This window comes from Bizionia saleffrena (assembly GCF_008086175.1).
GTDB lineage: Bacteria > Bacteroidota > Bacteroidia > Flavobacteriales > Flavobacteriaceae > Bizionia > Bizionia saleffrena.
The window spans coordinates 277,316-303,468 of the sequence record NZ_VSKM01000002.1; the positions used below are offsets into that span (position 1 = coordinate 277,316).

24 protein-coding genes and 1 tRNA gene are annotated in these 26,153 nt (G+C 36.0%); 6 read left to right on the forward strand and 19 right to left on the reverse strand.

Annotated features, from left to right (window positions below; all coding sequences use genetic code 11):
* Window positions 1-12: 12 nt before the first annotated feature.
* Entirely contained in the window at window positions 13-3,450 is a 3,438-nt protein-coding gene (locus ES676_RS02855) for a TonB-dependent receptor (protein WP_246130284.1), read from the reverse strand.
* Window positions 3,451-3,603: 153 nt separating this feature from the next.
* Window positions 3,604-4,737: a FecR family protein gene (locus ES676_RS02860; protein ID WP_148368523.1), complete on the reverse strand. Its 1,134-nt coding sequence runs from the start codon at window positions 4,735-4,737 to the stop codon at window positions 3,604-3,606.
* Between the two features lie 109 nt (window positions 4,738-4,846).
* Here ES676_RS02860 and ES676_RS02865 point away from each other — a divergent pair, with 109 nt between their 5' ends.
* Window positions 4,847-5,404 carry an RNA polymerase sigma factor gene (locus tag ES676_RS02865; protein ID WP_148368524.1) on the forward strand — a complete coding sequence of 186 codons (558 nt, stop codon included), beginning with the start codon at window positions 4,847-4,849 and terminating at the stop codon, window positions 5,402-5,404.
* Between the two features lie 389 nt (window positions 5,405-5,793).
* Here the strand turns inward: ES676_RS02865 and ES676_RS02870 are convergent.
* Window positions 5,794-5,875, reverse strand: a tRNA-Leu gene (locus tag ES676_RS02870).
* Between the two features lie 124 nt (window positions 5,876-5,999).
* Between ES676_RS02870 and ES676_RS02875 the strand changes: the two genes are divergently transcribed.
* From ES676_RS02875 to ES676_RS02885, 3 genes are all read left to right on the forward strand, one after another.
* Window positions 6,000-7,388: a dipeptidase gene (locus tag ES676_RS02875; RefSeq protein WP_148368525.1), complete on the forward strand. Its 1,389-nt coding sequence runs from the start codon at window positions 6,000-6,002 to the stop codon at window positions 7,386-7,388.
* A 259-nt stretch (window positions 7,389-7,647) separates the two neighbouring features.
* Complete coding sequence (locus ES676_RS02880) at window positions 7,648-8,013, forward strand: BlaI/MecI/CopY family transcriptional regulator (protein WP_211357877.1); 366 nt, start codon at window positions 7,648-7,650, stop codon at window positions 8,011-8,013.
* A gap of 9 nt (window positions 8,014-8,022) precedes the next feature.
* Window positions 8,023-9,873 (forward strand): M56 family metallopeptidase, encoded by a 1,851-nt coding sequence (locus ES676_RS02885; RefSeq protein ID WP_148368527.1) that lies wholly within the window; start codon window positions 8,023-8,025, stop codon window positions 9,871-9,873.
* A gap of 106 nt (window positions 9,874-9,979) precedes the next feature.
* Here the strand turns inward: ES676_RS02885 and ES676_RS02890 are convergent, their stop codons facing one another.
* The 7 genes from ES676_RS02890 to ES676_RS02920 form a co-directional block, all read right to left on the reverse strand.
* Window positions 9,980-10,558: a PhnA domain-containing protein gene (locus ES676_RS02890; protein WP_148368528.1), complete on the reverse strand. Its 579-nt coding sequence runs from the start codon at window positions 10,556-10,558 to the stop codon at window positions 9,980-9,982.
* A gap of 63 nt (window positions 10,559-10,621) precedes the next feature.
* Window positions 10,622-10,987: an MmcQ/YjbR family DNA-binding protein gene (locus ES676_RS02895; protein WP_148368529.1), complete on the reverse strand. Its 366-nt coding sequence runs from the start codon at window positions 10,985-10,987 to the stop codon at window positions 10,622-10,624.
* A 122-nt stretch (window positions 10,988-11,109) separates the two neighbouring features.
* On the reverse strand, window positions 11,110-11,619 hold the full coding sequence (locus tag ES676_RS02900; RefSeq protein WP_148368530.1) for a T9SS type A sorting domain-containing protein: 510 nt from the start codon (window positions 11,617-11,619) through the stop codon (window positions 11,110-11,112).
* Between the two features lie 519 nt (window positions 11,620-12,138).
* Window positions 12,139-12,885, reverse strand: coding sequence for a cyclase family protein (locus ES676_RS02905; RefSeq protein ID WP_211357878.1), 747 nt, complete (start codon window positions 12,883-12,885; stop codon window positions 12,139-12,141).
* Window positions 12,885-14,015 carry a radical SAM family heme chaperone HemW gene (gene hemW / locus ES676_RS02910; protein ID WP_148368531.1) on the reverse strand — a complete coding sequence of 377 codons (1,131 nt, stop codon included), beginning with the start codon at window positions 14,013-14,015 and terminating at the stop codon, window positions 12,885-12,887. The genes ES676_RS02905 and hemW overlap by 1 nt, the downstream gene beginning before the upstream one ends.
* 119 nt (window positions 14,016-14,134) lie before the next feature.
* The gene (gene ruvC, locus ES676_RS02915; protein ID WP_148368532.1) at window positions 14,135-14,689 is read right to left on the reverse strand and encodes a crossover junction endodeoxyribonuclease RuvC; all 555 of its coding nucleotides are present in this window, start codon (window positions 14,687-14,689) and stop codon (window positions 14,135-14,137) included.
* Window positions 14,690-15,319, reverse strand: coding sequence for a cell envelope biogenesis protein OmpA (locus ES676_RS02920; protein WP_148368533.1), 630 nt, complete (start codon window positions 15,317-15,319; stop codon window positions 14,690-14,692).
* 124 nt (window positions 15,320-15,443) lie between these two features.
* Here ES676_RS02920 and ES676_RS02925 point away from each other — a divergent pair, with 124 nt between their 5' ends.
* Window positions 15,444-16,355, forward strand: a complete 912-nt coding sequence (locus tag ES676_RS02925) for a hypothetical protein (RefSeq protein ID WP_246130286.1) — start codon at window positions 15,444-15,446, stop codon at window positions 16,353-16,355.
* A gap of 1 nt (window position 16,356) precedes the next feature.
* Window positions 16,357-17,484, forward strand: coding sequence for a glycosyltransferase family 2 protein (locus ES676_RS02930; RefSeq protein WP_148368535.1), 1,128 nt, complete (start codon window positions 16,357-16,359; stop codon window positions 17,482-17,484).
* Window positions 17,485-17,658: 174 nt separating this feature from the next.
* On the opposite strand, the gene ES676_RS02935 is transcribed toward ES676_RS02930, so the two are convergent.
* The 9 genes from ES676_RS02935 to ES676_RS14645 form a co-directional block, all read right to left on the reverse strand.
* Window positions 17,659-18,138, reverse strand: a complete 480-nt coding sequence (locus tag ES676_RS02935) for a hypothetical protein (RefSeq protein WP_148368536.1) — start codon at window positions 18,136-18,138, stop codon at window positions 17,659-17,661.
* Between the two features lie 505 nt (window positions 18,139-18,643).
* Window positions 18,644-19,321, reverse strand: a complete 678-nt coding sequence (locus ES676_RS02940) for a helix-turn-helix domain-containing protein (protein WP_148368537.1) — start codon at window positions 19,319-19,321, stop codon at window positions 18,644-18,646.
* A 19-nt stretch (window positions 19,322-19,340) separates the two neighbouring features.
* Window positions 19,341-21,365, reverse strand: coding sequence for an ATP-binding protein (locus tag ES676_RS02945; protein ID WP_148368538.1), 2,025 nt, complete (start codon window positions 21,363-21,365; stop codon window positions 19,341-19,343).
* A 113-nt stretch (window positions 21,366-21,478) separates the two neighbouring features.
* Window positions 21,479-21,655: a hypothetical protein gene (locus tag ES676_RS14620; protein WP_170234411.1), complete on the reverse strand. Its 177-nt coding sequence runs from the start codon at window positions 21,653-21,655 to the stop codon at window positions 21,479-21,481.
* A gap of 60 nt (window positions 21,656-21,715) precedes the next feature.
* Window positions 21,716-21,892 carry a hypothetical protein gene (locus ES676_RS14625; protein ID WP_170234412.1) on the reverse strand — a complete coding sequence of 59 codons (177 nt, stop codon included), beginning with the start codon at window positions 21,890-21,892 and terminating at the stop codon, window positions 21,716-21,718.
* 60 nt (window positions 21,893-21,952) lie between these two features.
* Window positions 21,953-22,129, reverse strand: a complete 177-nt coding sequence (locus tag ES676_RS14630; protein WP_170234413.1) for a hypothetical protein — start codon at window positions 22,127-22,129, stop codon at window positions 21,953-21,955.
* Window positions 22,130-22,189: 60 nt separating this feature from the next.
* Complete coding sequence (locus ES676_RS14635; protein WP_170234414.1) at window positions 22,190-22,366, reverse strand: hypothetical protein; 177 nt, start codon at window positions 22,364-22,366, stop codon at window positions 22,190-22,192.
* Window positions 22,367-22,426: 60 nt separating this feature from the next.
* Window positions 22,427-22,603, reverse strand: a complete 177-nt coding sequence (locus ES676_RS14640; RefSeq protein WP_170234415.1) for a hypothetical protein — start codon at window positions 22,601-22,603, stop codon at window positions 22,427-22,429.
* Between the two features lie 60 nt (window positions 22,604-22,663).
* Window positions 22,664-22,840 carry a hypothetical protein gene (locus tag ES676_RS14645; protein ID WP_170234416.1) on the reverse strand — a complete coding sequence of 59 codons (177 nt, stop codon included), beginning with the start codon at window positions 22,838-22,840 and terminating at the stop codon, window positions 22,664-22,666.
* Window positions 22,841-26,153: the final 3,313 nt, after the last annotated feature.

The window sequence follows — 26,153 nt, forward strand, 5'->3', positions numbered from 1 at the left end:
TTGTTTTGTTTTTTAAAATTGAAGTTGTACACCTAAAGAGAATGATTTTGATAACGGATAAGGATCTTCACTATTAGTCTGACTCGCTATATCCGAACGCTCTGAGAATGTTTCTGGATCCATGCCTGGCCACTTTGTCCAAGTAAATAAGTTCGTTGCAGAAAGCACAATACTCGCGTGATCGAAACCTAATTTGTTTAAGACTGTTTTATCGAAAGCGTAACGTAATTGCACACTTTTTAATCTTAAATAAGAGGTGTCGTATAAGTACTTATCTGAGGTTCTACTACTTTGAGAGGGATCGAAATAAAGCGCTCTTGCGTATCGTGCCTCTGGATTATCTGGGGTCCACGTATTTAAACCGTATTCGCTATATTTATTCTCCCCTAAAAGATTTAAGGATCCAAAAGGGATGTTATCCCAAGTTCTTTCTCCGCCTACTGAATACTGCATTAACGCAGTCATACTGAAATTTTTGTAGGTGAACGTATTCGAAATCCCTCCGAAAAAGTCGGGTTGAATAGTACCAATAACTGTTCTATCTTCTATTGATATCTCGCCATCACCATTTAAATCTTCATACATATAATCTCCGGCAGAGGTAGACATCTGATCATATAATCCTTCTGGTGATGCCGCATTAAGTGCATCAACCTCATCTTGCGATTGGAAAATTTTAACCACTTTATAACCTTTAATGGTTCCTACGGGTTCTCCTTCTATAAAATAATCTAATAAAAATTGATTAATATTTGAACCTTGTAATTTTACTAATTTGTTTCTGTTTAAACTCCAATTAACATTAGCAGACCACGTAAAGTTATCGTTTCTAACAATATCGCCACCTAAACTAACCTCAACCCCTTTATTTTCGATATCTATAAAATTCGACGTGTAGCGTAAGCCTCCTAATTCGTAAGGAATTGGAGTGTTAACTAAAGCGCCTTCCGTTTTACGGTTATACACATCTATTCCTCCACGTAAACGTGAGTTAAAGAATTCGTAATCTAAACCTACATTATACTCTGATGTTTCTTCCCAAGCGACCCCTTTATTTGGAAAATCGTCGCTGGGTACTACCGCAGAATTACCATTATAAATATCGTCTGAATTGGACTCTAAAAATAATTCGTAAGCATAATCTGGTAAGTTTGTAGACCCAACACGACCAGCACTTAATCTTAATTTAAGAGTATTAATAGCTTCAACATCCATCAGGAAGTTCTCGTTCATCATATTCCATCCTAAAGATAATGATGGGAAATTAGCTGATTTATTTTGAGGTCCAAATTTAGACGAGGCATCTCTCCTCCAGTTAATAGTTGCATTATATAAGTTACTGTATCGGTACGTTACACGAGATAATAAGGAATTCAATCCTGTTTCTACACGGTAATCGGTGTAAGCGCCAATAGACTCTGCCGAACTTCCGTTAATTAAAAAATCGTCGTCCGGGAAACCTACATAAAACATACTGGAATAGTCTGAATTACGACGCTCCCATGCAGCACCTGCTAAAACCGTAAAATGGTGATCTGAAAAATTAAACGCATAATCTGCCGTTAAGTTTGTTGTTAAATTAGAACTCAAGGTTTGCGTCTCACTTAATAACGATTGATTGGGAAAGATTACAAAATCTGTTTGCGCCACTTTGGGAATAAAAGAGCTGTTATCTGCATAAAAAATAGCAGCATTAATATCTGCTTTTATTTTCAAATCCTTTATAGGCTCAACTTCAAGGTATGTATTCCCAATAAAGTTATACCCTTTATTATTCGTTTTGTTTTGCAAACGCATTAATGGATTTGGTTCGTAAGTTTGAAAACCATTAGCAAAATCCGCTTGACCTAACAACTCCCCATTATCGTCATAAACAGGCAAATCTGGCCGTGCTCTAGCGATAGAACTATTTACAGTGTATTGTCCAAAAACATCTTCTTCCCCAGATTTCGTGTTAGAGTGACTGAAATTTAGTGCCCCTCCAATTTTTATATAAGTGTTTACATCTGTATCAAGAGACGACGCAAAAGTGTATTGCTTAATACCGTCTTGTCGTGTCAATCCTTCTTGGTCTATAAAGGCTAAGCTTAAAGAATAGTTGCTTTTATCACTACCTCCAGAAACGCCTATGTTAGCTTGCTTTGTAATAGCTAAACTTCTAAACACCTCATTACTCCAATCCGTATCGGCCGCTCCAAAATAATCATCTCTTAAGCCGTCGTAACTCACTTGAAACGTATTAAAATCGATATCTACATTTCCTATGTTTGCTAAATCGAAAGCAAAGAAAGGATCCATTTGCCCTGCGTTCATAGCGCTAACGGTGTTACTTATTAAAGTATCGTAAAATTGACGGTATTCTTTAGCATTCAACACATCAACCGTATTAATAGGCTGCGCTAATGTTGTAGAATACGATAAGTTAACTTTGGCATCTTGGTTACGTTTTCCTTTATTAGTTTCAATAATAATAACACCATTGGCTCCACGAGACCCATAGATAGAGGTTGCTGCCACATCTTTTAAAACATTAAAACTTTTAATATCGTTAGGGTTTAACGTTAATAATGGATTCGCTGCTCCTAAATTTGTATTATCTGAATTAAAAGGAAAACCATCGATTACAATTAAAGGTTGGTTTGACCCGGAAGACAACGGAGATGTAATCCCTCTAATATTTAAGTTTACTGGCGATCCCGGACGTCCAGAAGATTGAGACACCTGAACTCCCTTTACTAATCCTCCAAGAGCGCGATCGAATCCTACCGACCCTGTTGCAGCTTGCACCACTTGTTTGGTATCTATAGTAGAGACTGCTCCTGTAACATTTTCTTTTTTTTGTTGACCATAACCAATAATGACCACTTCGTCCAATTGACTTAAATCTTCATCCATTTCAAGATCGATAGTTAAATCTTCGCCTATTATAACTCGTTCCGTTTTATAACCTAATGAGGAAAACACTAACACTTGACCTGGTGCATCGATCGCTACTTTATATTTACCATAAAAATCACTAATAGTTCCTTTATTGGTCCCTTCTAAAATAACAGTAACACCAACCATTGGCATTCCCGTAGCATCTATAATCGTACCGGTAACTTCTAGTTGCTGCTTTTTTATTAAGACGTTGATCGCTGTTTCTGGATCCGATTTTTTTAGTACAATTTGATTACCCAGAATATGGTAAGAAATATTTAAATCATTTAAAAACTGACTTAAAACATCAACGATCTGAAGGTTATCGACATTTAAAGAGACTTTCTGGTTACTATCAAGTTCCTTACTGTTGTAAAAAAATAAAAAATCCGTCTGATTTTCAATTTGTTGTAACACTTGAGATAAGGTTACTTGATTTTCGCTTAAGGTCACTTTATTATTTTGACCGTAACTGTTATAAGCACTGACTTGCGCTAGGCTTAAAAACAAAAAGAGGAGTGTGAATTTCATCTTTAAGTGGGATTGGTTCAAAATGCAAGATATCACATTTTTAATTCGTTGTTTTTTCATAAGTTTACATCGATTTAATTGGTTAACAATGGAGATTGATTACTGGTTATTTATGGGGAAGATGTTGACGCATCTTCCTTTTTTTTAAATTTTTTAATTAGGTTTTGTAATGGTAACTACGCCGTTTTTCAGCGTATAATTAAATGCTTTGTACGTCTGAAATGTATTTAATACCTGATCTATAGTTTCGGTAGTAAAAGTCGCAGTAATGATAATAGTATTTAAAGCAGCGTAATTATTATGAATCGTTACGTTAAACTTACGCTCTAACTTATTTGTAATCACACCAAAAGAATCATCTATAAAAACAAGCTTTCCTTTTACCCAAGCCACATATTTTTCTGTGTTAATTGTTTCGGTCTCTAACCTGTTGTTATTAAAATACACACGTTGGTTAGGACTTAAAATTACAGAATTATTGCCTGTTAATTTATTATGTGCCGCCACTTTACCTTCCATTAAAACAGTGTAGGTTTTATGGTCTTCACTATAAGACGTTACATTAAACGCGGTACCTAATACTTCAACATCCATATCTTGAGTGTTTACTATAAACGGGTGCATTTTATCTTTTGCTACCTTAAAAAAAGCTTCACCATCTAAAAATACCGTTCTCTTTTTTTCGCCCTTAATAAAACGCACGGGGTACGTTAACTCAGACCCTGCATTTAAGGTTACTTTAGAACCGTCAGATAATGTTATTCCAAATGTTTTTCCATACGGTACTATTAAGGTATTATAACTTAAAAGCTCTTCGGCGTTCTCAGTATTCGTATACACCAATTGGTTGTCTTTTTGTTCAGACACTTTTTTACCGGAGGCATTTAAAATAAACGTTTCCACATCATTCTTCACAACTTGAACCGTTCCATCTTCCAATTGTAATGTTATTTCTGGTGCTACTTTTACACTTGTAATAGTACTCGTCGCCGTATAATCGTAAACCGAATACCCAAGAAAAGACAACCCAATTAAAATGGCAGCGTATTTCAATACATTAACGAGACCTTTAGATTTCGTAGACGTTGTTTTATCTATCTTTGCACTTACCTTTTTAAAAGCTTTAACCTCATCAATAGTAATATGAGTGGCATTCAAATCATTATTCAACAATAAAAATTGCTTGAATTTTTTTTGATTTTTTGGTTTTACTAACCAGATTTTCAATACTTCTAATTCTTTTGGAGAGATAGAGTCGTTGATATATTTAACAATTATATGTTTCAATTTTTTTGCTTAATTTATAACTATGATGCTGTATTCGTTATTTACCCTTAAAAAATTTAACTTTATTTTTTAATATTGTTAACTTCGGCACCAATTTTATTCACTTTTAATGGACGATAAAAGTCTAATAACACAAATTAGAAAAGGTAATACGTTAGCTTTTAAGCAGCTTTTTGACAAGCACTACCGTCCGTTATGCGTTTATGCGATAAATTTTACCAATAGTAAAGACACGGCCGAAGAAATTGTTCAAATTGTTTTTGTCGATTTCTGGAACAAACGCGATATAATAAACGTGCACACCTCTTTAAAGAGCTATTTGTACAAAATGGCGTACCATCAATTTTTAATGTCGCTGCGTAAAAAGAACAAAGAAACAACGGTTCTTGAAGAATTAAAATATAAATTACTACAGGACAACAACTCACCAACAGCCCAAGAATTAGAACATAAATACACGCGTTTACAGTCTATTATCAACGACTTACCCGAACGCTGTCAAGATGTGTTGAAGCTAAAAATGGAAGGCTTAAAATACAAAGAGATTGCAGAAACGCTTAATTTATCTGTAAAAACGGTAGAATCCCAAATGCGAATTGCCTTCATTAAAATTAGAGACGCCTACAAAGATGACTTCGTGCTCTTTTTAACTTTTATTGACAATTAAAAAATGAAACGCGAGGCTTTAAATCCCTTCTATATCGCAAAAAATTAGTTCTGAAACGGTAAAGGCAATCTTCAACTGTTTACTTACAAAACACTAATCCACCTACCTAATCTTTCAACGCAAAAACAGAAGCGTTTAGAGCCCACTTTAGAAGTGTCAAAAATATAGAACTTTTGCTTTTTAGACGGACTACTCTTTTTGCTTAATCCTAAAATCCTACAACTTTTGCACTTGATCCGTAACAGTTAGGAATGCTCCCAAATGGCGTTACTCTCCAAGAATATGGTGTACTACTTGAAGACTCCATAATTAACAATAACAAAATCACAAACATTATAAAACCAAAAAAAGCTTCTCGTAAAAACGAAAAGCTCTTTATTCTTTTGTTGTGCGGGCGGGGAGACTCGAACTCCCACACCTCGCGGCACTAGATCCTAAGTCTAGCGTGTCTACCAATTCCACCACGCCCGCAAAAGATAACCTACCTATTCGGTAAGCGAGTGCAAATATAAACAAATGTTTCAATATTCAAACAAGAGTTTATAATAAAATTGCATCTCTTTTTGTACTTTTACGTAAATCCAAAAAATATAGTATGCAAAATATAAAATCTTATGTGGCCGAGCATAAAGATAGATTCTTATCAGAACTCATCGAATTACTTAAAATGCCATCTATTAGTGCCGATTCTGCTTATAAAAAAGACGTCATTACCACAGCAAATAGCGTTTTAAAAAGCTTAAAAGAAGCAGGTTGCGATACCGTAGAACTTTGCGAAACCGAAGGCTACCCTATTATTTACGGAGAAAAAATAATAGATAAAAATTTGCCAACGGTTTTAGTGTACGGTCATTACGATGTGCAACCACCAGATCCTATCGACTTATGGACGTCCCCACCATTCGAGCCGGTTATTAAAAAAACCGATATACATCCCGAAGGTGCTATTTTCGCTCGTGGAGCTTGCGACGATAAAGGACAAATGTACATGCACGTTAAGGCGATGGAGTTTATGACGCGTACCAACCAATTACCTTGTAACGTAAAGTTTATGATAGAAGGTGAAGAGGAGGTGGGGAGTGTAAACCTTGCTAAATTTGTAAAAACGAACCAAGAAAAACTTAAAAACGATGTTATCCTTATTAGTGATACCGGAATGATCGCTAAAGATGTACCGTCTATTACAACTGGGTTACGTGGCTTAAGTTATGTAGAAGTTGAAGTTACCGGACCAAACAGAGATTTACATTCTGGTCTTTATGGTGGTGCCGTAGCAAATCCAATAAATGTATTAACTAAAATGATTGCCCAGTTACAAGACGAAAACAATCATATTACCATTCCTGGGTTTTACGATAATGTCGAAGAGCTCTCTAAAGCCGAGCGCGCACAAATGGCTAAAGCACCGTTTTCTTTAGACAATTATAAAAAAGCACTAGATATCGACGCTGTTTATGGTGAAGCCGGTTACACCACCAACGAGCGTAACTCTATTCGCCCAACGCTAGACGTTAACGGTATTTGGGGAGGTTACACTGGCGAAGGAGCGAAAACAGTTATCGCAAGTAAAGCGTATGCAAAAATCTCTATGCGTTTAGTACCAAACCAAGATTGGGAAAACATTACTGAATTGTTTAAAAAACACTTCGAAAGCATAGCGCCAGAAGGTGTTAAAGTAAAAGTAACGCCGCATCACGGGGGGCAAGGTTATGTTACGCCAATCGATAGCGTGGGCTACCAAGCAGCCAGTAAAGCGTACGAGGCGACATTCGGAAAAACCCCAATTCCACAACGCAGCGGGGGTAGTATTCCAATTGTTGCGCTTTTCGAACAAGAGTTAAAAAGTAAAACTATTTTAATGGGCTTCGGTTTAGATAGCGATGCCATACACTCACCAAACGAACATTTTGGGGTTTGGAACTACTTAAAAGGTATCGAAACCATACCGTTTTTCTTTAAACATTTTACAGAATTACACAAGTAATTACAGACATTAGTACACTAAGCCGCTTAATTTTTAAGCGGCTTTTTTTATGTCTTTTAGTTTAAAATCCTTCATAATAAGTTGGGCGTTCCCCTATCGGGTCGGGTCTTCACGACTCGCTTCCCGAAAAAAAATCGGGAGAGCTCAAACAGATCGCTCAACCCCTAACGCAGTTTAATTCTTAAAAAACAGACTCTACATTTGTAGAATAGTATTATTTGTTCTACATTTGTAGAGAACATTCTAAACGTGTAGAATCATGCAACTTACCAAGACCGAAGAAGAATTAATGAACCATCTCTGGAGATTAGACACCGCCTTTATGAAAGATTTGCTAGAGGCCTACCCAGAACCAAAACCTGCCACCACCACAATAGCAACCCTTTTAAAACGAATGACCGACAAAAAATTTATACATTATAAACGCCTCGGGAATTCTAGAGAATATTACCCACTGGTTAAAAAGAAAGATTATTTTTCGAAACAGGTAAACACCTTAATTAAAAACTTTTTTAACGAAAGCAGTGCGCAATTTGCTTCTTTTTTTACCAAAGAAACAAACCTATCAAAGCAAGAATTACAAGAATTACGCGCCATTATCGATAGCGAAATACAAAACAAATAGTCAAATATTATGGTACTATTACTTTTAAAATCTACAGCCTGTCTAGCCATTTTTATCGTATTCTATACATTGGTTTTAGAAAAAGAAACAATGCACACCTTTAAACGCTTTTATTTATTAGGCGCTTTGGTATTGTCTATAGCTATTCCTTTTATAACCTTTACAGAATATCTAACTGTCGAGACCATAGTTCCTGCACTCACCACTACAGGGCTAAAAAATGCAGTGGGATTTCAAGAGCAAAACACCATAGAATCTATAAACTATATCCCCTATATTCTCTGGATACTCTACGGAGTAGGTGTTTTGGTATTCGGATTAAAGTTTAGTGTCAACTTGTTTAAAATAAGACAACGTATTGCCAACAACCCAAAACACAAAACAAAACACATTACCAATGTGCTTGTAGAAGATGCCGTTACCCCACACACCTTTTTAAATTATATTTTCTTTAATAAAACGACTTTCGAAAACACCGGGATTCCTCAAGAAATAAAATTACACGAAGAAACGCACGCACTACAAAAACACACTATCGATATTTTATGCATTGAGTTGCTTTTAGTCTTCTTTTGGTTTAATCCGTTGTTGTACAGTATTAAAAGAGCCATTAAACTCAATCACGAATTCCTAGCCGATGCAGGCGTTTTAAAACGCGGCGTCCCCGCATTAACTTATCAAAACTTATTACTCGCATTCTCATCAGGTGCGCATTATAACCCGTTGGCAAATGCCATAAACTATTCATTAATCAAAAAACGATTTACAGTTATGAAAACACAAACACCACAACACGCAAAATGGCTAAAAAGCCTTTTAATGCTGCCGTTATTGGGCGGTTTACTCTTTAGCTTCAGCAGTACCAAAACGATTAAAAAAGAAAGCCTTTTACCCGTGGCGAGTACTGCGCAAATCAATAGTAAGGCAGAAAATAAGGCAACAAGCTTAAATGCAAATCAAGAAACTTTAATCACCATAAACGGTATTGCTTGTGACGAATGCCTTTTTAATTTTTCAAAAAAGGCTATCAAAAACATCCTTATCGGCACAACGACAAACGACAAAATAACGAGTTTTAGAATAAAGTTTTCCGGAAAACCGACAGAGACAGTAAAAAGATCAAGAACAATAAATAAGGTAGCAAAAGAATATCTAGAAGAGGCAATGATTGGTAAAATGGTACAGATTTTCGATATCAGGGCTGGTAAAAAAGTGTTTCCGCCCGTAATCATCACTATTGTAGATAAAAATGATCCCAATCACACACCTTCACCAAAAGTAAAAAAAGGAGAACATTCTATTCTTCCACCGCCTGCACCACCGATGCCTCCAAAAGTAAAAAAAGGCGCGGTTTCTAATATTTCGCCACCGCCACCACCAGCGCATTATAAAACAGGCTTTTTAAAGATTAAGGGAGAAGAGCACTATTTCGTAACCCTTAACAACAAAACAAAGTACTACAACCGCTGGGGAATAGAAGTGGATGATAAAGGCGATGAAGTAAACGGTTCTCGTCGTGTTTCTGGCGATAAAGTGGTGCCAGGTCAATACTTAACAAAAATATATAAAAACGATAAGGTAGTGAGTGAATTTAAAAAAACGTGGCGAGACCACAAAATGGATTTTCCTGAGATGCCAAAACTAAAATCGCCAGAAGAAAACATAAAAGAAATGGCCGATAAAAACGCCTCTTTTTACTTTAACGGCGCCCCAATAACTGCTGAAAAAGCAATAGAAATTGTAACAGCACAACGTAATATTAATATGTCGTCGCAAACTAATAACGGGGTATCTGTGGTACATTTATCAAATACAGCGATGACGATTATAAATGGCGAGATGATTGAAGACAAAAATTAAACTACTCAAAAACAGAACCACAGAAGAGGCCTCTATTAATAAACGTCAGTTTAAAGAACAATACTTCAAACTGACGTTTTATAATTTAAGGACATTTACAACTCCATTAGAGTTTCTTAACATATTGGGTAATAATTACAATTTGTTGCCCGTCTACTTTTCCTTCAATATATTCGGCATTTTCATGATCTAAAGAAATACGTCTCACCGCAGTTCCTTGTTTCGCAACTATACTTGAGCCTTTTACTTTTAAATCTTTAATTAAAACGACAGAATCTCCTGTTTCTAAAATCACACCATTAACATCGCGGTGTATTATTTTATCAGCGTCATCTTCGCCTTCACCCGTAGCTTGTGCCAATTTTAAAACCTCATCTTCAAGATACATCATGTCTAATAAATCTTGAGGCCAACCTTCTTTTCGTAATCTTGACAACATTCTCCAAGCCATCGCTTGCACCGGTTGGTGTTCACTCCACATACTATCGTTTAAACATCTCCAATGGTTCGCTTCGGTTTGCTCCGGATCTTCAATTTGAGTTAAACAAGTTTTACAAACCGTTAACGAATGTTCTAAACTTTTATCTTTTATTGGTTCTAGCGTATAGATTTCTAAATGCTCTGTGTTGCCACATAATTCACACTTATTATCTGCTCTTTTACTTAATTCTCTATCTAAACTCATAGTCGTATATTATTGGGTAAAAGTAAGCATATTTATTGAATGGCTACACCTCTAAGCTAGAAGCTATAAGCCAAATTCGTGTCGCACTTTTTTAGTGAGACCCCTTAGTATTAAATCGTAGGAATTATCGATAAGCTCAAATATAAATTGCGGTTGCAAATCGTTGTTATTGAGGGATACCGAATTCCAATGCTTTTTACTCATATGGTAGCCTGGCGTTATACTCTCGTAGTCTGCTCTTAGCGTTTCGGCATAGTCGGGATTACATTTTAAATTTAAAAAAGGAGCGCCTTTTTCCCAAGTCTCTAAACTGGTTAACAGAAACATTTTACCCGCAACTTTAAAGACTAAAGTCGACGCATCAAACGGAAAATGCTCCGTAACCTGAGGTTTTTCTAGACAATAACGTCTAATGTCTTCGATATTCATAAATAGAAGTTGCTTTTATATTATGTGAGATAGTAAAAAAAATGAATTTATAGTTTTAAAAATTTGCTGACTTCAACGTCTCCGTTATCATTTGTAAGGCGCAAAAAATAGAGTCCACTTGTTTACGACTCAACATTAATCACTGTCTGGTTCAATTCAGAACTTTTTAAAGACAGTACGTGTTTCCCTAGATTATTTAATATAGCTATAGTAACATAACCTGAATTTGGGTTCGTGGTAACGAAAAGAGTCTCTTTAACTGGGTTTGGATACGTAGATACTAAAGGTGTTGCAAACGCTTGTCTAGATAATAACACACTCCCATAAATAGTTTCATCTCCCGATGCATTCGTTACAACTAAAGTTTTACTCCCGTTAATTTTATCTGTAATAGCATACAAAAAGGGAGAGATAATATCATTTTCAAAAAAAACTGAGAAATGAACATTTTGAAAACTTGAATTCACTGCCGCTTCGCAACCACCTAAGGGCAAGGCGTAAGAGTTAAAGGTAAACTGCGACGCTAAGTACGTAATATCGCCGCATAGTCCATCGCAAACAACAGTTTGTAATTCGGCTGAATCGGTAAAATCGGCACTAATAGTTAATACCTCATAATTTATAGGCAGCACATTCTCCTGTCCGTTAATAATTACATCTTGCAGTTACAAAAGGACATTCTAAAATGTTTTGATTAAATAACCCTAATGCTACCATCGCACTCCTACCATTACTGTCTTTCGAAAATCCGTTTTACAAGTAAGCAATACCAGCGTCCAAATAAATCACGTTTTCGTAATCGTGGACGGCAATAACAAAACATTCTGCAACTTTCATTTTGTTAAAATGTTCCCTAACGTATTCTCTTACCCTAAGCCTTACGCCAGTAAAGAACGCAGCAAACAAAGGTATTATACTTTTAAATGACAAAGTTATAATATCTCCAAAACTCTTTTATCGCCACCTTAGAGTTCTTGGTTTTGCCTACCCAGTAACGCCTTTTTATACTCAATTTCAAGCAACGCACCGCAAGTTTTCGTGTCAAAAATCGCCCCTATTATTTTCCATAAAGATGGAATGTTAGGCAGGATAGTATATTAGGGAAGTCGTTAATTAAATGTCTTCCAACAGTAAAACACTACGAATCTCCCCTATTCTATCTTATACAAAACAGGTTTACTGGGCGATGCATCGTTTTCAAAAGGGGCTATTTGCAGATTTAAAATATATGCGCCATCAGCAATGGTATTGGGTACATAAATAAATTCGGTAATAGTGGCTTCTTTTCTCAATGTCCCGTTATAATCCCAAAAGGCTTTATGCGCTAATAATGCGCCATTATCTTTCTCTTTATCCACGCTTGGTAAATCGATTAATAAATGCTGTATATTCTTTGTCTTCAGATATTCGGCTGCTTCTTCCGTAAGATATGCCCAATTGGTATTAGAATACTGTCGCGATTTCTTTTCGATTGTATTCGGCATAGTACGAATCACTATAGCTTGTGGCACTTTTCGTTTTAATAAAAACTGAATTTGTTGCTTCCCAATGACATAATCTTTACCCTGTAACTCGGGGGCTACGGTAATAAGTTCTGCCACAAAAAAGAACCGTTTTAAACACTTATTAATGCTATATACTTTCTCGGTAATATGGCCAACACATTCGGTGTGCGTGCCGTGTGCGTGGGGATTGAAATTAATGTTATTAAAATTGACAGAAGCCCCTTTTTTCACACTCGCTACCCATTTGTTCACCACCACAGGTTTTATTTCTGGAGCATCTACATACCACGCATTCGCATTGCTTTTAGAAGCACGCAGCGGCATAGAAATATCCAGAGGTTTATTTAAATCAACTTTATACCTTTTACTATTTACTTGAATTGTTGCCTTCACTATATATTAATTTTAAATAAATCTGATGCGATGCCATCGCTTAAAAATTTACCTTTTTTGGTTACTTTTAATTTCTCATTTTCAATATACAATAATTGTTCTTTTATATGCTTATCACTCTGTTTTAAAAGGTAAGTTTCAAAAGTCGCACCGAAATCTGTTCTGATCCTCTCTAACGACACACCCCATATGGTGCGGAGTCCCGTCATTACGTACTCATTGTATTTATCGGTTGTACTTAGTGTTTCAACCTCTTGCGGCAATCTGTCTTCTGTAATTGCCTGAATATATTTGGTGTTATTTTTTATATTCCAACTGCGCTGCTCTCCATTAAAAGAATGTGCCGAAGGCCCAATACCTAAATAGGTTTTACCTTGCCAATACGCAGAATTATTCCGACTAAAATAGCCCGACTTTCCAAAGTTTGATAATTCATAGTGTTCAAAATCTGCGGCTTCCAGCTTATCGATTAAAATAAAAAACTGCTGTTGTGCCATCTCATCATCTACATTTTCGATAACGCCTTTTTTTATAAAAGACGCCAAAGCCGTTTTCGGCTCGACCGTTAAGGCGTAACTCGAAATATGATTCACACCAAAAGCTAAAGCTTGATCGATATTGGCTTCCCATTGTGCATTGCTTGCGCCCGGAACTCCGTAAATTAAATCCAACGAAATATTATCGAAATGTTGTGTTGCAAATGTTAAACAATCGCTTGCCTCTTGCGCGTTGTGTGCGCGATTCATCAGTTTTAAATCAGCGGCAAAAAACGATTGTATACCAATACTTAAACGGTTAATAGGCGTCGCTTTTAGTTCTAAAATCCGTGCCGGTGTTAAATCGTCAGGATTCGCTTCAAGTGTAATCTCAGGGTTGGGCGCAACGGTATAGTTTTTATAAACGGCTGCAATAATCGCTTCTATTTCGGCATTAGTTAATAACGACGGCGTGCCACCTCCAAAGTAAATAGTTTCCACAGGTTTCGAAACCATTTCAGTCTTTCGCATTGCGATTTCATGCATTAAAGCCGCCACCAGTTCACCTTTTTTTTTCAGTGAGGTCGAAAAATGAAAATCGCAATAGTGACAGGCTTGTTTGCAAAAAGGAATATGAATATAAATACCCGACATAAGTGTGTGTGTGTGTGTGTGTTGTGCTTCAACTGAAGATTAATTCTTTAGTGACGCTTTAATGACAGACCAAAACGGACTGTTACTTTTAGTTACTTCTGAGGTTTATCGGCTTAAGACTACTTTTTTACGCGCTTTTCGTTTTGCTTTACAAAAGCATTCCAACCGCTATAACTTTTACCAATTTCCACACGACCATAATTATAGAAATGACAGACGGCTGCGGCTAAACCATCCATAGAATCTAGATTTTTAGGCAACGTTTTTAATCCTAACATACCTTGCAACATTTTCGCCACTTGCTCTTTACTGGCGTTTCCGTTACCGGTAATCGCCATCTTTATTTTCTTAGGCGCATACTCGGTAATAGGCACTTCTCGCGATAATCCAGCCGCCATAGCGACCCCTTGAGCGCGACCTAACTTAAGCATACTCTGTACGTTTTTACCAAAAAAAGGTGCTTCGATAGCAATTTCATCGGGATGATGGGTATCGATTAACTCAATGGTGCGATCAAAAATAAGCTTTAGTTTTAAATAATGGTCGTCGTATTTTTTTAAATCCAATTCGTTAAGCTGAAGGAATTGCATTTTCTTATTTACTACCTTTATAAGTCCGAAACCCATAATAGTAGTTCCGGGATCGATACCTAAAATAATTTTTTCTTCTACCATTTAATTACACGTTCTACACCCACTTAATGCGATCGACACACCAACTGTTACTGTTAACAAATCACCATTAAACGAGCCATAGCCACTCATTTCTGGATCGAAATCTTTTGCGAAACCCTTAATATAGCTACCATCTAAATACAACGCCAATGTCTCGTCTAGATTATAATGACACTCCAAACCGGCCATCGCATTCAAAAAGGATACTTTATTATCGCCATAAACATCCAATGGCTTTACTATTGAATAGCCGGGACCGATATGGCCTACAACTGCCATTCTAACTGGTAGAAACAGAAGATGCGGTGAGGCATCGTACACAAATTGTGCGTTTATCCGGGTGTAATTCACTTTAAACGCCGGACTCTTATCGGCATTTGAAAAGCGGTTGTAACCAAAATCTAGTTTAGCACCCATTTGTGGGGTAAACAGCGTTTGCACCCCTAGATTAATAGTTGGGAAATTTATTGAATTGCCTTCAAAATCTGCGACAAAACCGCTTTGCGACGGACTGTTAACGCCAATAGCCAATAGTGCTCTCCATTTACTGGTGTCTTGTTGCGCGAAAAGTGAGGTTGCACTTATCAAGAACACGATTAAAAAACAATAGGGTGTATTTGAAGTCTTCATTGTATTATTTTTAGTTTATTTTGCACGTATTAAATTTGGCAAATCTTTTAAAATTCCATTTTTAATTGAAATGAATATAACTGCATCTTACAAAACTAATCAATTCTTTTTTGTACTCATTAAATTGAGTTTAGTACTTGGCGCTTTTTATTTTATTTATTACAAACTAACCCAAAATGAAGCCCTCGATTTGCCTGTTTTTGTAGCGCTTTTAGCTAGTAACCCGCAATTTTCTACGCTAAACATCGTGTTTCTAATTGTTTTAACGTGCAGCAACTGGGGATTAGAAATAAGAAAGTGGCAAGTGTTAGTCGGCAGTTTATCGAAAATCACTTTTAAAGCGGCTTCGCAACAAACTTTAGGAGCGTTAACCGCTTCTTTATTAACGCCCAACCGCATTGGCGATTATGGCGCAAAAGCACTATACTACCAGCCGCAAAATCGCACTAAAATCGTGTTATTAAACCTCTTTGGGAACACGATGCAAATGATAGTCACTCTCGTTTTTGGTGTCATCGGACTTACAACACTCGCTAAGGATTACAAGCTTCCCCTCAACTTTAAATATCTTATAAATGTAGGACTCGCAGTTCTTGCAAGCCTTATTATACTGTATCGCATGTCTTCGTATAACGTTTTTAAAAAGATCGTCAACAAACTATACCCTTTTGTATTGGTGCTAAAACGACTCTCGCCAAAAACGAAACGCGTAACTCTTATAATCTCGGGATTGCGATACCTAGTGTTTTCATTTCAATTTTATGTTATACTCGCCCTTTTTGGTATTGAAATCCCCTATCTCGAAGCTATGATGCTCATCTCAACACTGTATTTATTTTCATCTATTATGCCCTCTATTTTTATTTTTGATGTCCTAATTAAAAGCAGCATTGCGGTGTATCTCTTTGCATTAATTGGTGTTGGCGCACTCCCCATTTTATGCACCACAACCCTAATGTGGAGTCTTAATTTTGTGTTACCGAGTTGCCTTGGTAGTTATTTTGTGCTTAAATTTAAACCCGTAAAAACGACATAGAATGATGTTACTCCTCTATATGGTTACCGGTTTATATGTGATTTTAATTGCGGGGTTCTGTTACGGTTTTGACAAAATAAAAAGTTTTAACACCTCTGAAACCATATCTAAAACCCGTTTTTCTATAGTAATTGCCTTTAGAAATGAAGCAAGTAATGTAACAGACTTACTAGACAGTTTAGTTCTGCTGCGCTACCCGAAAGAACGGTTTGAAATTATTTTTGTTGACGATGCTTCAGAAGATGGTTCGGCACAACTTATCTCTCAATTTTTCGAGAAACAGCCCACATTTCACTATTCCATTTTAAATAACGAGCGCATTTCAAATTCACCAAAAAAAGATGCGATTACAACCGCTATCAGCAAAGCAAAAAATGAGTGGATTATTACCACCGACGCCGATTGTAATGTACCAAACTTATGGCTAAATAGTCTGGATAGCTATATTCAAAATAATGACTGCAATGTTATTGCGGCGCCTGTAGCCTACCACCAAAGCAACTCCTTTTTAAAACGCTTTCAAGCCCTAGACTTTTTAAGTTTAATGGGCGCAACTGTTGGTGGTTTTGGTATTAATAAGCCTTTTATGTGCAATGGCGCTAATTTTGCCTACAAAAAAGAGACTTTTTTAAAACTGGAAGGCTTTACAGGAAATAACACTATTGCAAGTGGCGACGATATTTTCTTGCTCGAAAAAGCTCTGCAAGACACACCAAATGCAGTACAGTATTTAAAGAGTACTAACGCGATTGTGTACACCAAGCCGCAACCCAATTTTATACAGCTAGTACAGCAGCGTAAGCGCTGGGCGGCAAAAACATCGCAGTATTCTTCTGTGTTTGGAAAGGGGGTAGGTGTTTTAGTCTTAACGATGAACCTGCTGGTACTACTAAGCTTTATTTTTGTTTTAAGCGCTATAATCACTTTAAATACAATGCTTATTATTTTTACACTTAAAATAGTTATAGATGGCATTTTATTATTTAAAACGTGTCGCTTTTTTAAGACGTCATTTTCTACATCCTTTTATATCATTTCAAGTATATTATATCCTTTATTTACCGTTTTAATTGCGTGTTCTACTTTATTTTCTACCTATAAATGGAAAGGGCGCCAGTTTAATAAATAACATTAAGCGAAGTGCAAAGCGTTTCGCAACATTAATAATTTCTATTTTGAGTGCTCATTAAAGCCCACAACAAGTACCGTTCCTTTGTGTATAATTCTCTGGTGACTCTTTTTCTAGATAAAGAATATAAGTGTCCCGTAGATTTCGCGATTGGTTGTAAGTTGAACCTGCACGCTATTCGTTAACAGATAAAATAAGCGGTATCGTAAAAGTAGTTTTTACCGGCTGGTCTCTTTTTATGGCGGGGTAAATGTCTGGGAGTGTTTCTAAACTTTCCTGTAATATCTTTTTAATGGAAGGTATTTCGTGCGCCGTTAAAGAATCGACCCGAATATGATTAAGCGCTAACACCCCTTTTTCTGAAATAGTAAACTCCAAAACAACGGTATCACTTATCGTTTGTGTGACTATAAATCGTTGTTCTAAAAAGCTATTGGCAATATGGGAAGCTAACGTGTTTTCAAAACAGTGCTTTCTATCCCCTTTCGTGGTTAACGACTCACAAGAAGCAAAAGCAGGATAAGCATCGACCGTATTCCAATTGAATGTTTTTAGCTCTTCATTTAAAATATCTTCCGAAGCTATTTTTTCGGCTTCAAAATAATTACATGAATACACGCTGACAAACAGTAAAAAAACAAGTGCTTTTTTCATACTCTAAACTGAACGTGAAAAGTACAATTTATTATCCTAAAAATAAAAAACCGAAGACAGTGCTTCGGTTTTATTTTAAACGACTCCATTTTACATCGCAATAGTCATCTTCTCATAGTTTAAATACAGCGTATACCCAGAAGCAGCACCCTTTAATCCGTAACAAAACCAACCCACTTGTCCTACTAATAAACATTTATGTAGTTATTGTAAGTGTTTTCGTATGCTCTTTGTTAGTGCACGCGGTGGAGAGTTAATAAATTAAGCGGACTTTAAACAGCTGTAAAAGCAGCTTTCGGTTCCTTTTTAGGATGTATAGTGGCACTCATTTATGCCAGATTGCTTATAAAAATTGTTTTGCACTATAAAGACGTACTCTTTTCTAAACAAAAAAACCATAAGGTTTGTATAGGTAGATATTCTATGCTAGAAGCAACACACTGTTATGGAAAGAAAACGCAGAATGTGCTGCATAAATTTAATAATGCAGAGTACCTAAATCTTACTATATAAAACCTGCGTCTTTAGCTTTAATAACCAAAGTATCGTCTTTCCCATCACTAATTCTAAAAACCTCTTTTAAATATTTTTTACGTTTTTCAATCATACTTAAAGAGAGATTAATACGCTTTGACATATCCTTATTTTTAACACCTTGAGAAAGTAGATATAAAATTTCGTGACTTACATCGTCGACATCTAAACGGCTTGACGTCATCTTATTCAAAATTTTATTCACCGTTCCGCTATAAAAAGGCGGGTTATTAATAACGGCTTGAAAACCGCTAGATAGTTCTTTTGAAGTAATATCACTTTTTATTAAAAACCCTTCTGGTTTAATGTTTTTTATAATGGTATGAATGCGGTACGACTCGTTAAACATCGTTAACAATACGACTTTGGCTGCTGGCACGTATTGCTTAACATAAGCGGCTAAATCGACACCAGATTGATACACCCCATCTTTTGAAGGAGGAAGACTGATATCAAAAAAAAAGATATCGAAAGGAGACTTTATCGCCATCGACTTTTTAATGGCCTTTATAGATTCGTCACAATTACTAGCGATAGCAATATCCAATTCTTGATGTTCTTTTTTGGACGATAACAGCGTGTTTTGATACCCTTCAATAATCATAGGGTGATCGTCCGTCATCAATATTTTAATAGGTGTTTTGTGCATAGGTTAAGAGCCTCATATTTTATAGGTAGGGGATTGTAATTCGTACTATTGTACCAGTGTTAATGTCGGAATCTAAAACTAAAGCACCGTCAATTTCGCTCACGCGATCTCGCATATTTTTTAGTCCTATTCCCTTTCTGGTTTTAGAATCATTAAAGCCTTTACCGTTGTCTTGCACCTCTAAAATAAGGTTTTTATTTTCTAATTTAATAATCACATTTACTTTAGTTGCTTCCGCGTGTTTAAAAATGTTTTGTAACGATTCTTGTGTGATACGATACATATGGATTTTAGTTTTATTGGACAATTGATCCCAATTAATAGTATCATCCACATCCATACGATAGTGTAAACCCAAGGCCGTCGACTGTGTTTTCAACAAAGTCTCTATAATATCGGTAAATTTGGACTGATTGATAAAATCGGTATTTAACTTATGAGACACTTCCCGAATGTCATCTTCAATACTTTTTAATTCATCAATGTAGGTACTACGGGTTTCAATAGCATCAGCAGTTGTACTAAAATTCAAACTATCTAAACTTAACCGCGTGCCAAATAACCGCCCTAAAACACCATCGTGTAAATCTTGAGAAATCCGCTTCTTCTCTTGCTCTTTAGCGTGATTTAAGTGTTCTTGTTGCGACAACATTAGGTTGTAAATCTCTTCATTCGCCTCTTGCTGCGTTTTAGCAACTTCAAGTTCTCGTTTTCGCGAGCGGTGGTTTTTTATACTGTACACTAAAAACAACGAAATCAATAAAACTGCCGATATCAGCATTAACCATAAACGCTGTTTTGAAATGATTTCCTTTTCTTTTTTGATAATATCAGTTTCGTAATCTATTCGTGCGAATTTGTTTCTAATAAGCCGCTCTTTTAACACTAAACTATCATTTAATTGTATATAGTCTAGTAAATAGCTTTTCGAAATGGTATCATCTTCTATTTTAGATTTTAAAAGCAACGTATTTAAAACAGATTCGTTAGCGTTTAATTTTTTCGCTAATGCGTGTGCTATATTAATATGTGTTATGGCCGATTTTCTTTCATTTTTATCTAATAAATACTCCCCATAATAGTGATTGGCATACATTAATTCCATTAAAAAATCGGACGCTTCAGCGACCGCTATAGACTCTTTAAACCGGGATCGTATTTGGGCGTCGTTATGTCGGTTAGGGTCAAGAAACTCACAATAGGCTAAACCGGCCATCACTAATGAGTAGGTACTAGGGTCTTCGTATTTAAGGGCTGAGTTTTTTAAAATAGCATAGAAACGTTGTTCGGCTTTTTCATAATCACCTTTTCTGCGGTATAAAATCGCTAAATTGGTTTGAGTGTAAAGCCGTAAACTCTCACTATCATCCATTTTATTGGCATAGGCGAATGCTTTTGAATGGTATTCTATAGCTTCATCAAAACGTTCTAATTGCTCGGCAGCTATCCCCAACACATTATGTAGAGACCATAACAAATCGTAAATAGCGTCGCTTGGCGCGAGTGTTTTTAAAACCTCAACAGCTTTAATAGCGCTAATTTCACTTCCCATAAAATCGCGCTCCTGCTCTTGTATAATAGCCATATTGAGCAATACAGAAGCTTGATTCCTAACTTTTCCCTGAGATTGGTAAAGTTTTCGTGCTTTTGCATAATAGTAGTAAGAACTATCCAACACATTGGTTTCTTGAAAATAATAACCGAGATTATTAGTCGCATAAGCCATTCGTAAAGAATCTTTTAACCGCAAAGACAATCTTAAATTCTCTCTATTTATAGGGTAAATCGAATCGATGTCCCTATTTATAATAAAAAGATAAGACAAGACTCTATTGCTAGATAAAACAATGCTATCGACTTGCTCTAAATGCGCTAGTGCTATACCGCTTCGAGCGTAATCAAACCGCTGCGGCATAGTGTAAGACGCCGTCTTTGCTGAGTCGTGAAACTGGTAAATCTGCTCCACTCTATTCACTTTTTTAGATTGCGAATGCAAGGCAATAGGCAGCAATAGTACACCTAGTAAAAATAAAAAGTATTTCAATTTAATTAACGTTAAAGGAGGGCCTACAATGTATACTTTTTGGAATAAATAAGTTGAATTATCTCTAAAAAAATAAAGGGGCTCTATCCTTTTATCTGTTTAATTATGAAAATCTATCCGTTGGCAGGAACGCTGATTTTTACTTTATGAGATGTTGTTGCTAGGTGTACATCGGTTGGCGCAAGCTCTGTGTTTGAGGTTATCGTCGGTGTAACAGTAACAGTTGAAGCTAAAGCAGTGAATAAGCCAAGTGAAAAAAGAGCGATAAAAGTAATTTTTAGGGATTTCATAAGTATTCTGATTTTAGGAGTTGTTATTATTCTGTTTTGAAAATGGTTTAAATTGAAAATCTATCCGTTGGTAGGAACGCTGATTTTTACTTTATGAGATGTTGTTGCTAGCTGCACTTCGGTAGGCGCAAGCTCTGTGTTTGAGGTTGTCTTAGGTGTAACAGTAACAGTTGAAGCTAAAGCAGTGAATAAGCCAAGTGAAAAAAGAGCGATAAAAGTAATTTTTAAGGTTTTCATAAGTATTCTGATTTTAGGGGTTGTTATTATTCTGTTTTGAAAATGGTTTAAATTGAAAATCTATCCGTTAGTAGGAACGCTGATTTTTACTTTGTGAGATGTTGTTGCTAGGTGTACTTCGGTTGGCGCAAGCTCTGTGTTTGAGGTTGTCTTAGGTGCAACAGTAACAGTTGAAGCTAAAGCAGTGAATAGTCCGAGTGAAAAAAGAGCGATAAAAGTAATTTTTAGGGATTTCATAAGTATTCTGATTTTAGGGGTTGTTATTATTCTGTTTTGAAAATGGTTTAAATTGAAAATCTATCCGTTAGTAGGAACGCTGATTTTTACTTTATGAGATGTTGCTGCTAGGTGTACTTCGGTTGGCGCAAGCTCTGTGTTTGAGGTTGTCGTCGGTGTAACAGTAACAGTTGAAGCTAAAGCAGTGAATAGTCCGAGTGAAAAAAGAGCGATAAAAGTAATTTTTAAGGTTTTCATAAGTATTCTGATTTTAGGGGTTGTTATTATTCTGTTTTGAAAATGGTTTAAATTGAAAATCTATCCGTTGGTAGGGACGCTGATTTTTACTTTATGAGATGTTGTTGCTAGCTGCACTTCGGTAGGCGCAAGCTCTGTGTTTGAGGTTGTCGTCGGTGTAACAGTAACAGTTGAAGCTAAAGCAGTGAATAAGCCAAGTGAAAAAAGAGCGATAAAAGTAATTTTTAAGGATTTCATAAGTATTCTGATTTTAGGAGTTGTTATTATTCTGTTTTGAAAATGGTTTAAATTGAAAATCTATCCGTTGGTAGGAACGCTGATTTTTACTTTGTGAGATGTTGTTGCTAGGTGTACTTCGGTTGGCGCAAGCTCTGTGTTTGAGGTTGTCGTCGGTGTAACAGTAACAGTTGAAGCTAAAGCGGTAAATAGTCCGAGTGAAAAAAGAGCGATAAAAGTAATTTTTAGGGATTTCATAAGTATGTATGCCGTATTTAGGGTTAATAATTTAATCAATTACACCAAACAAATACAAATTAGATCGAGCGATAAAACAGCTCTCCAATGGAAATAACTACTAAAAACAACCAATAGCTGCTAAGGGATTTAATAATTAAATTACGTACAAAAACACACTAATATTTTAAAAATGATTTTAAAATAAAGTATTTACGAAGACGCAATGTAAGTAATTTTTTGTTAAAATTAAAAAACAATTAACTAACTATCAATATCTTAATACAAAACCTCAAATAAAAAACACCGAATTAAGTTTAATACCTAGCCTACAAAAAGTAGAAAAAAAACAATCGACCGACTGGAGCACGGCGAAACGATGAGTAAAAAAAACGTTGGTCTGCCCTTTTCAATCCATAAATAACTAAAATGTATAAAAGAGAAAAAACTAGTGTAATTATATTCAAAGGTCCTCCCTGACGTATCGCCGATCTATCGTAAAATTTTAGGCTGTTTGAGCTATCAAAAATCAGGAATTGATAACAGATCTCTCCAGCGAGTTCCTAAAATTTAGGGGCAGAATGATAAATTTAGATAGAGGGTCGTAAGCCTAGACTTTTTTGTTTCTTTTTTGGGCAATGCAAAAAAGAAAAAGAATAATAAATAAAAACACTTTATCGAAACGTTATCAATCTTAAAGCACCAGCACACACTATTTGAACCACAATTAAAAAACTACACACTCCTAGTTTACAACAACATTCTAATTCCTATTAATCAATTAGTCTTTCTAATGTTCATTTTTTCCATTGATGAAAAAACGAACCAAAAAAATCTAGGCTGATTTTAGTACGCTTGAAAACGGCGTAAAACCCTTATCGTGCGGATGGCAACCGCAAGCTAGGCCATCCTCCACTGCCAGCCGCTGCGGCTTTTACTTGTTTTACTACGCCTACGAAAAGTAGGCCATTTAAGATTTAGGTACTAAATGAGTATTACTTATATTCTTGATGTGAAGCAATTTCCTCCCTATAGGGTTGGGGTAAAGAAATTGAGACAGGCTCTTTTGAACCACAATCAAAACCATTCACTGTTTACCACTCACTATGCACTTTTTAATGAAAAATTCACTTAAAAACTACCCCGGCCTATCGCCGATCTATCGTAAAATTTGAAATGAAGGCACCGTAAAATTTTAGGCTGTTTGAGCTATCAAAAATTAGGAATGAATAACAGATCACTCCAGCGAGTTCCTAAAATTTAGGGGCAGAATGATAAATTTAGATAGAGGGTCGTAAGCCTAGACTTTTTTGTTTCTTTTTTGGGCAATGCAAAAAAGAAAAAGAATAATAAATAAAAACACTTTATCGAAACGTTATCAATCTTAAAGCACCAGCACACCCTTTGAACCACAATCAAAAAACTACACACTCCTAGTTTATAACAACATTCTAATTCCTATTAATCAATTAGTCTTTCTAATGTTCATTTTTTCAATTGATGAAAAAACGAACCAAAAAAATCTAGGCTGATTTTAGTACGCTTGAAAACCGCGTAAAACCCTTATCGTGCGGATGGCAACCGCTGCACTAGGCCATCCTCCACTGCCAGCCGCTGCAGCTTTTACTTGTTTTACTACGCCTACGAAAAGTAGGCCATTTCAGATTTAGGTACGAATTAGATTTTAAAACTATCTAATTATATTCAATTTCCTCCCTTTAGGGTTGGGGTAAAGAAATTGAGATAGGCTCTATTTGAACCACAATCAAAACCATTCACTGTTTACCACTCACTATGCACTTTTTAATGAAAAATTCACTTAAAAACTACCCCGGCCTATCGAGCATCTATCGTAAAATTTGAAATGAAGGCACCGTAAAATTTTAGGCTGTTTGAGCTATCAAAAATCAGGAATTGATAACAGATCACTCTAGCGAGTTCCTAAAATTTAGGGGCAGAATGATAAATTTAGATAGAGGGTCGTAAGCCTAGACTTTTTTGTTTCTTTTTTGGGCAATGCAAAAAAGAAAAAGAATAATAAATGAAAACACTTTATCGAAACGTTATCAATCTTAAAGCACCAGCACACACTATTTGAACCACAATTAAAAAACTACACACTCCTAGTTTATAACAACATTCTAATTCCTATTAATCAATTAGTCTTTCTAATGTTCATTTTTTCCATTGATGAAAAAACGAACCAAAAAAATCTAGGCTGATTTTAGTACGCTTGAAAACGGCGTAAAACCCTTATCGTGCGGATGGCAACCGCAAGCTAGGCCATCCTCCACTGCCAGCCGCTGCGGCTTTTACTTGTTTTACTACGCCTACGAAAAGTAGGACGATTAAGATTTAGGTACAAATTAGATTTTAAAACGTTCTAATTATATTCAATTTCCTCCCTTTAGCGTTGGGGTAAAGAAATTGAGATAGGCTCTATTTGAACCACAATCAAAACCATTCACTGTTTACCACTCACTATGCACTTTTTAATGAAAAATTCACTTAAAAACTACCCCGGCCTATCGCCGATCTATCGTAAAATTTGAAATGAAGGCACCGTAAAATTTTAGGCTGTTTGAGCTAACAAAAATTAGGAATTGATAACAGATCTCTCCAGCGAGTTCCTAAAATTTAGGGGCAGAATGATAAATTTAGATAGAGGGTCGTAAGCCTAGACTTTTTTGTTTCTTTTTTGGGCAATGCAAAAAAGAAAAAGTGGAATAAATCAAACACTTTATCGAAACGAGATCAATCTTAAAGCAACAGCACACACTATTTGAACCAAAATTAAAACAATTATAAAAATTAAAGAAACCATCTAATTATGTTCAATTTCCTCCCTTTAGGGTCGGGGTAAAGAAATTGATAGGCTCTATTTGAACCACAATCAAAACCATTCACTGTTTACCACTCACTATGCACTTTTTAATGTTCATTTTTTCCATTGATGAAAAAACGAACCAAAAAAATCTAGGCTGATTTTAGTACGCTTGAAAACGGCGTAAAACCCTTATCGTGCGGATGGCAACCGCTGCACTAGGCCATCCTCCACTGCCAGCCGCTGCGGCTTTTACTTGTTTTACTACGCCTACGAAAAGTAGGCCGATTAAGGGATCAAACGTAAAACTTGGGGAGAAACTTTATCTTTGACAAAAATAGATTAGATCTTGGATATAAAATTAGCACAGTATTTGTTACCGGAAGGCGTTATGGATTATTTTGAAATTGTAGACCATAAATCATCAGAAGGTAATGTTCATTTTTACCTAGAAGAAAAGAACGTGCTGCCCAAGGAGTACCAATCAGAATTAGCGCAATCCAAAGGCTT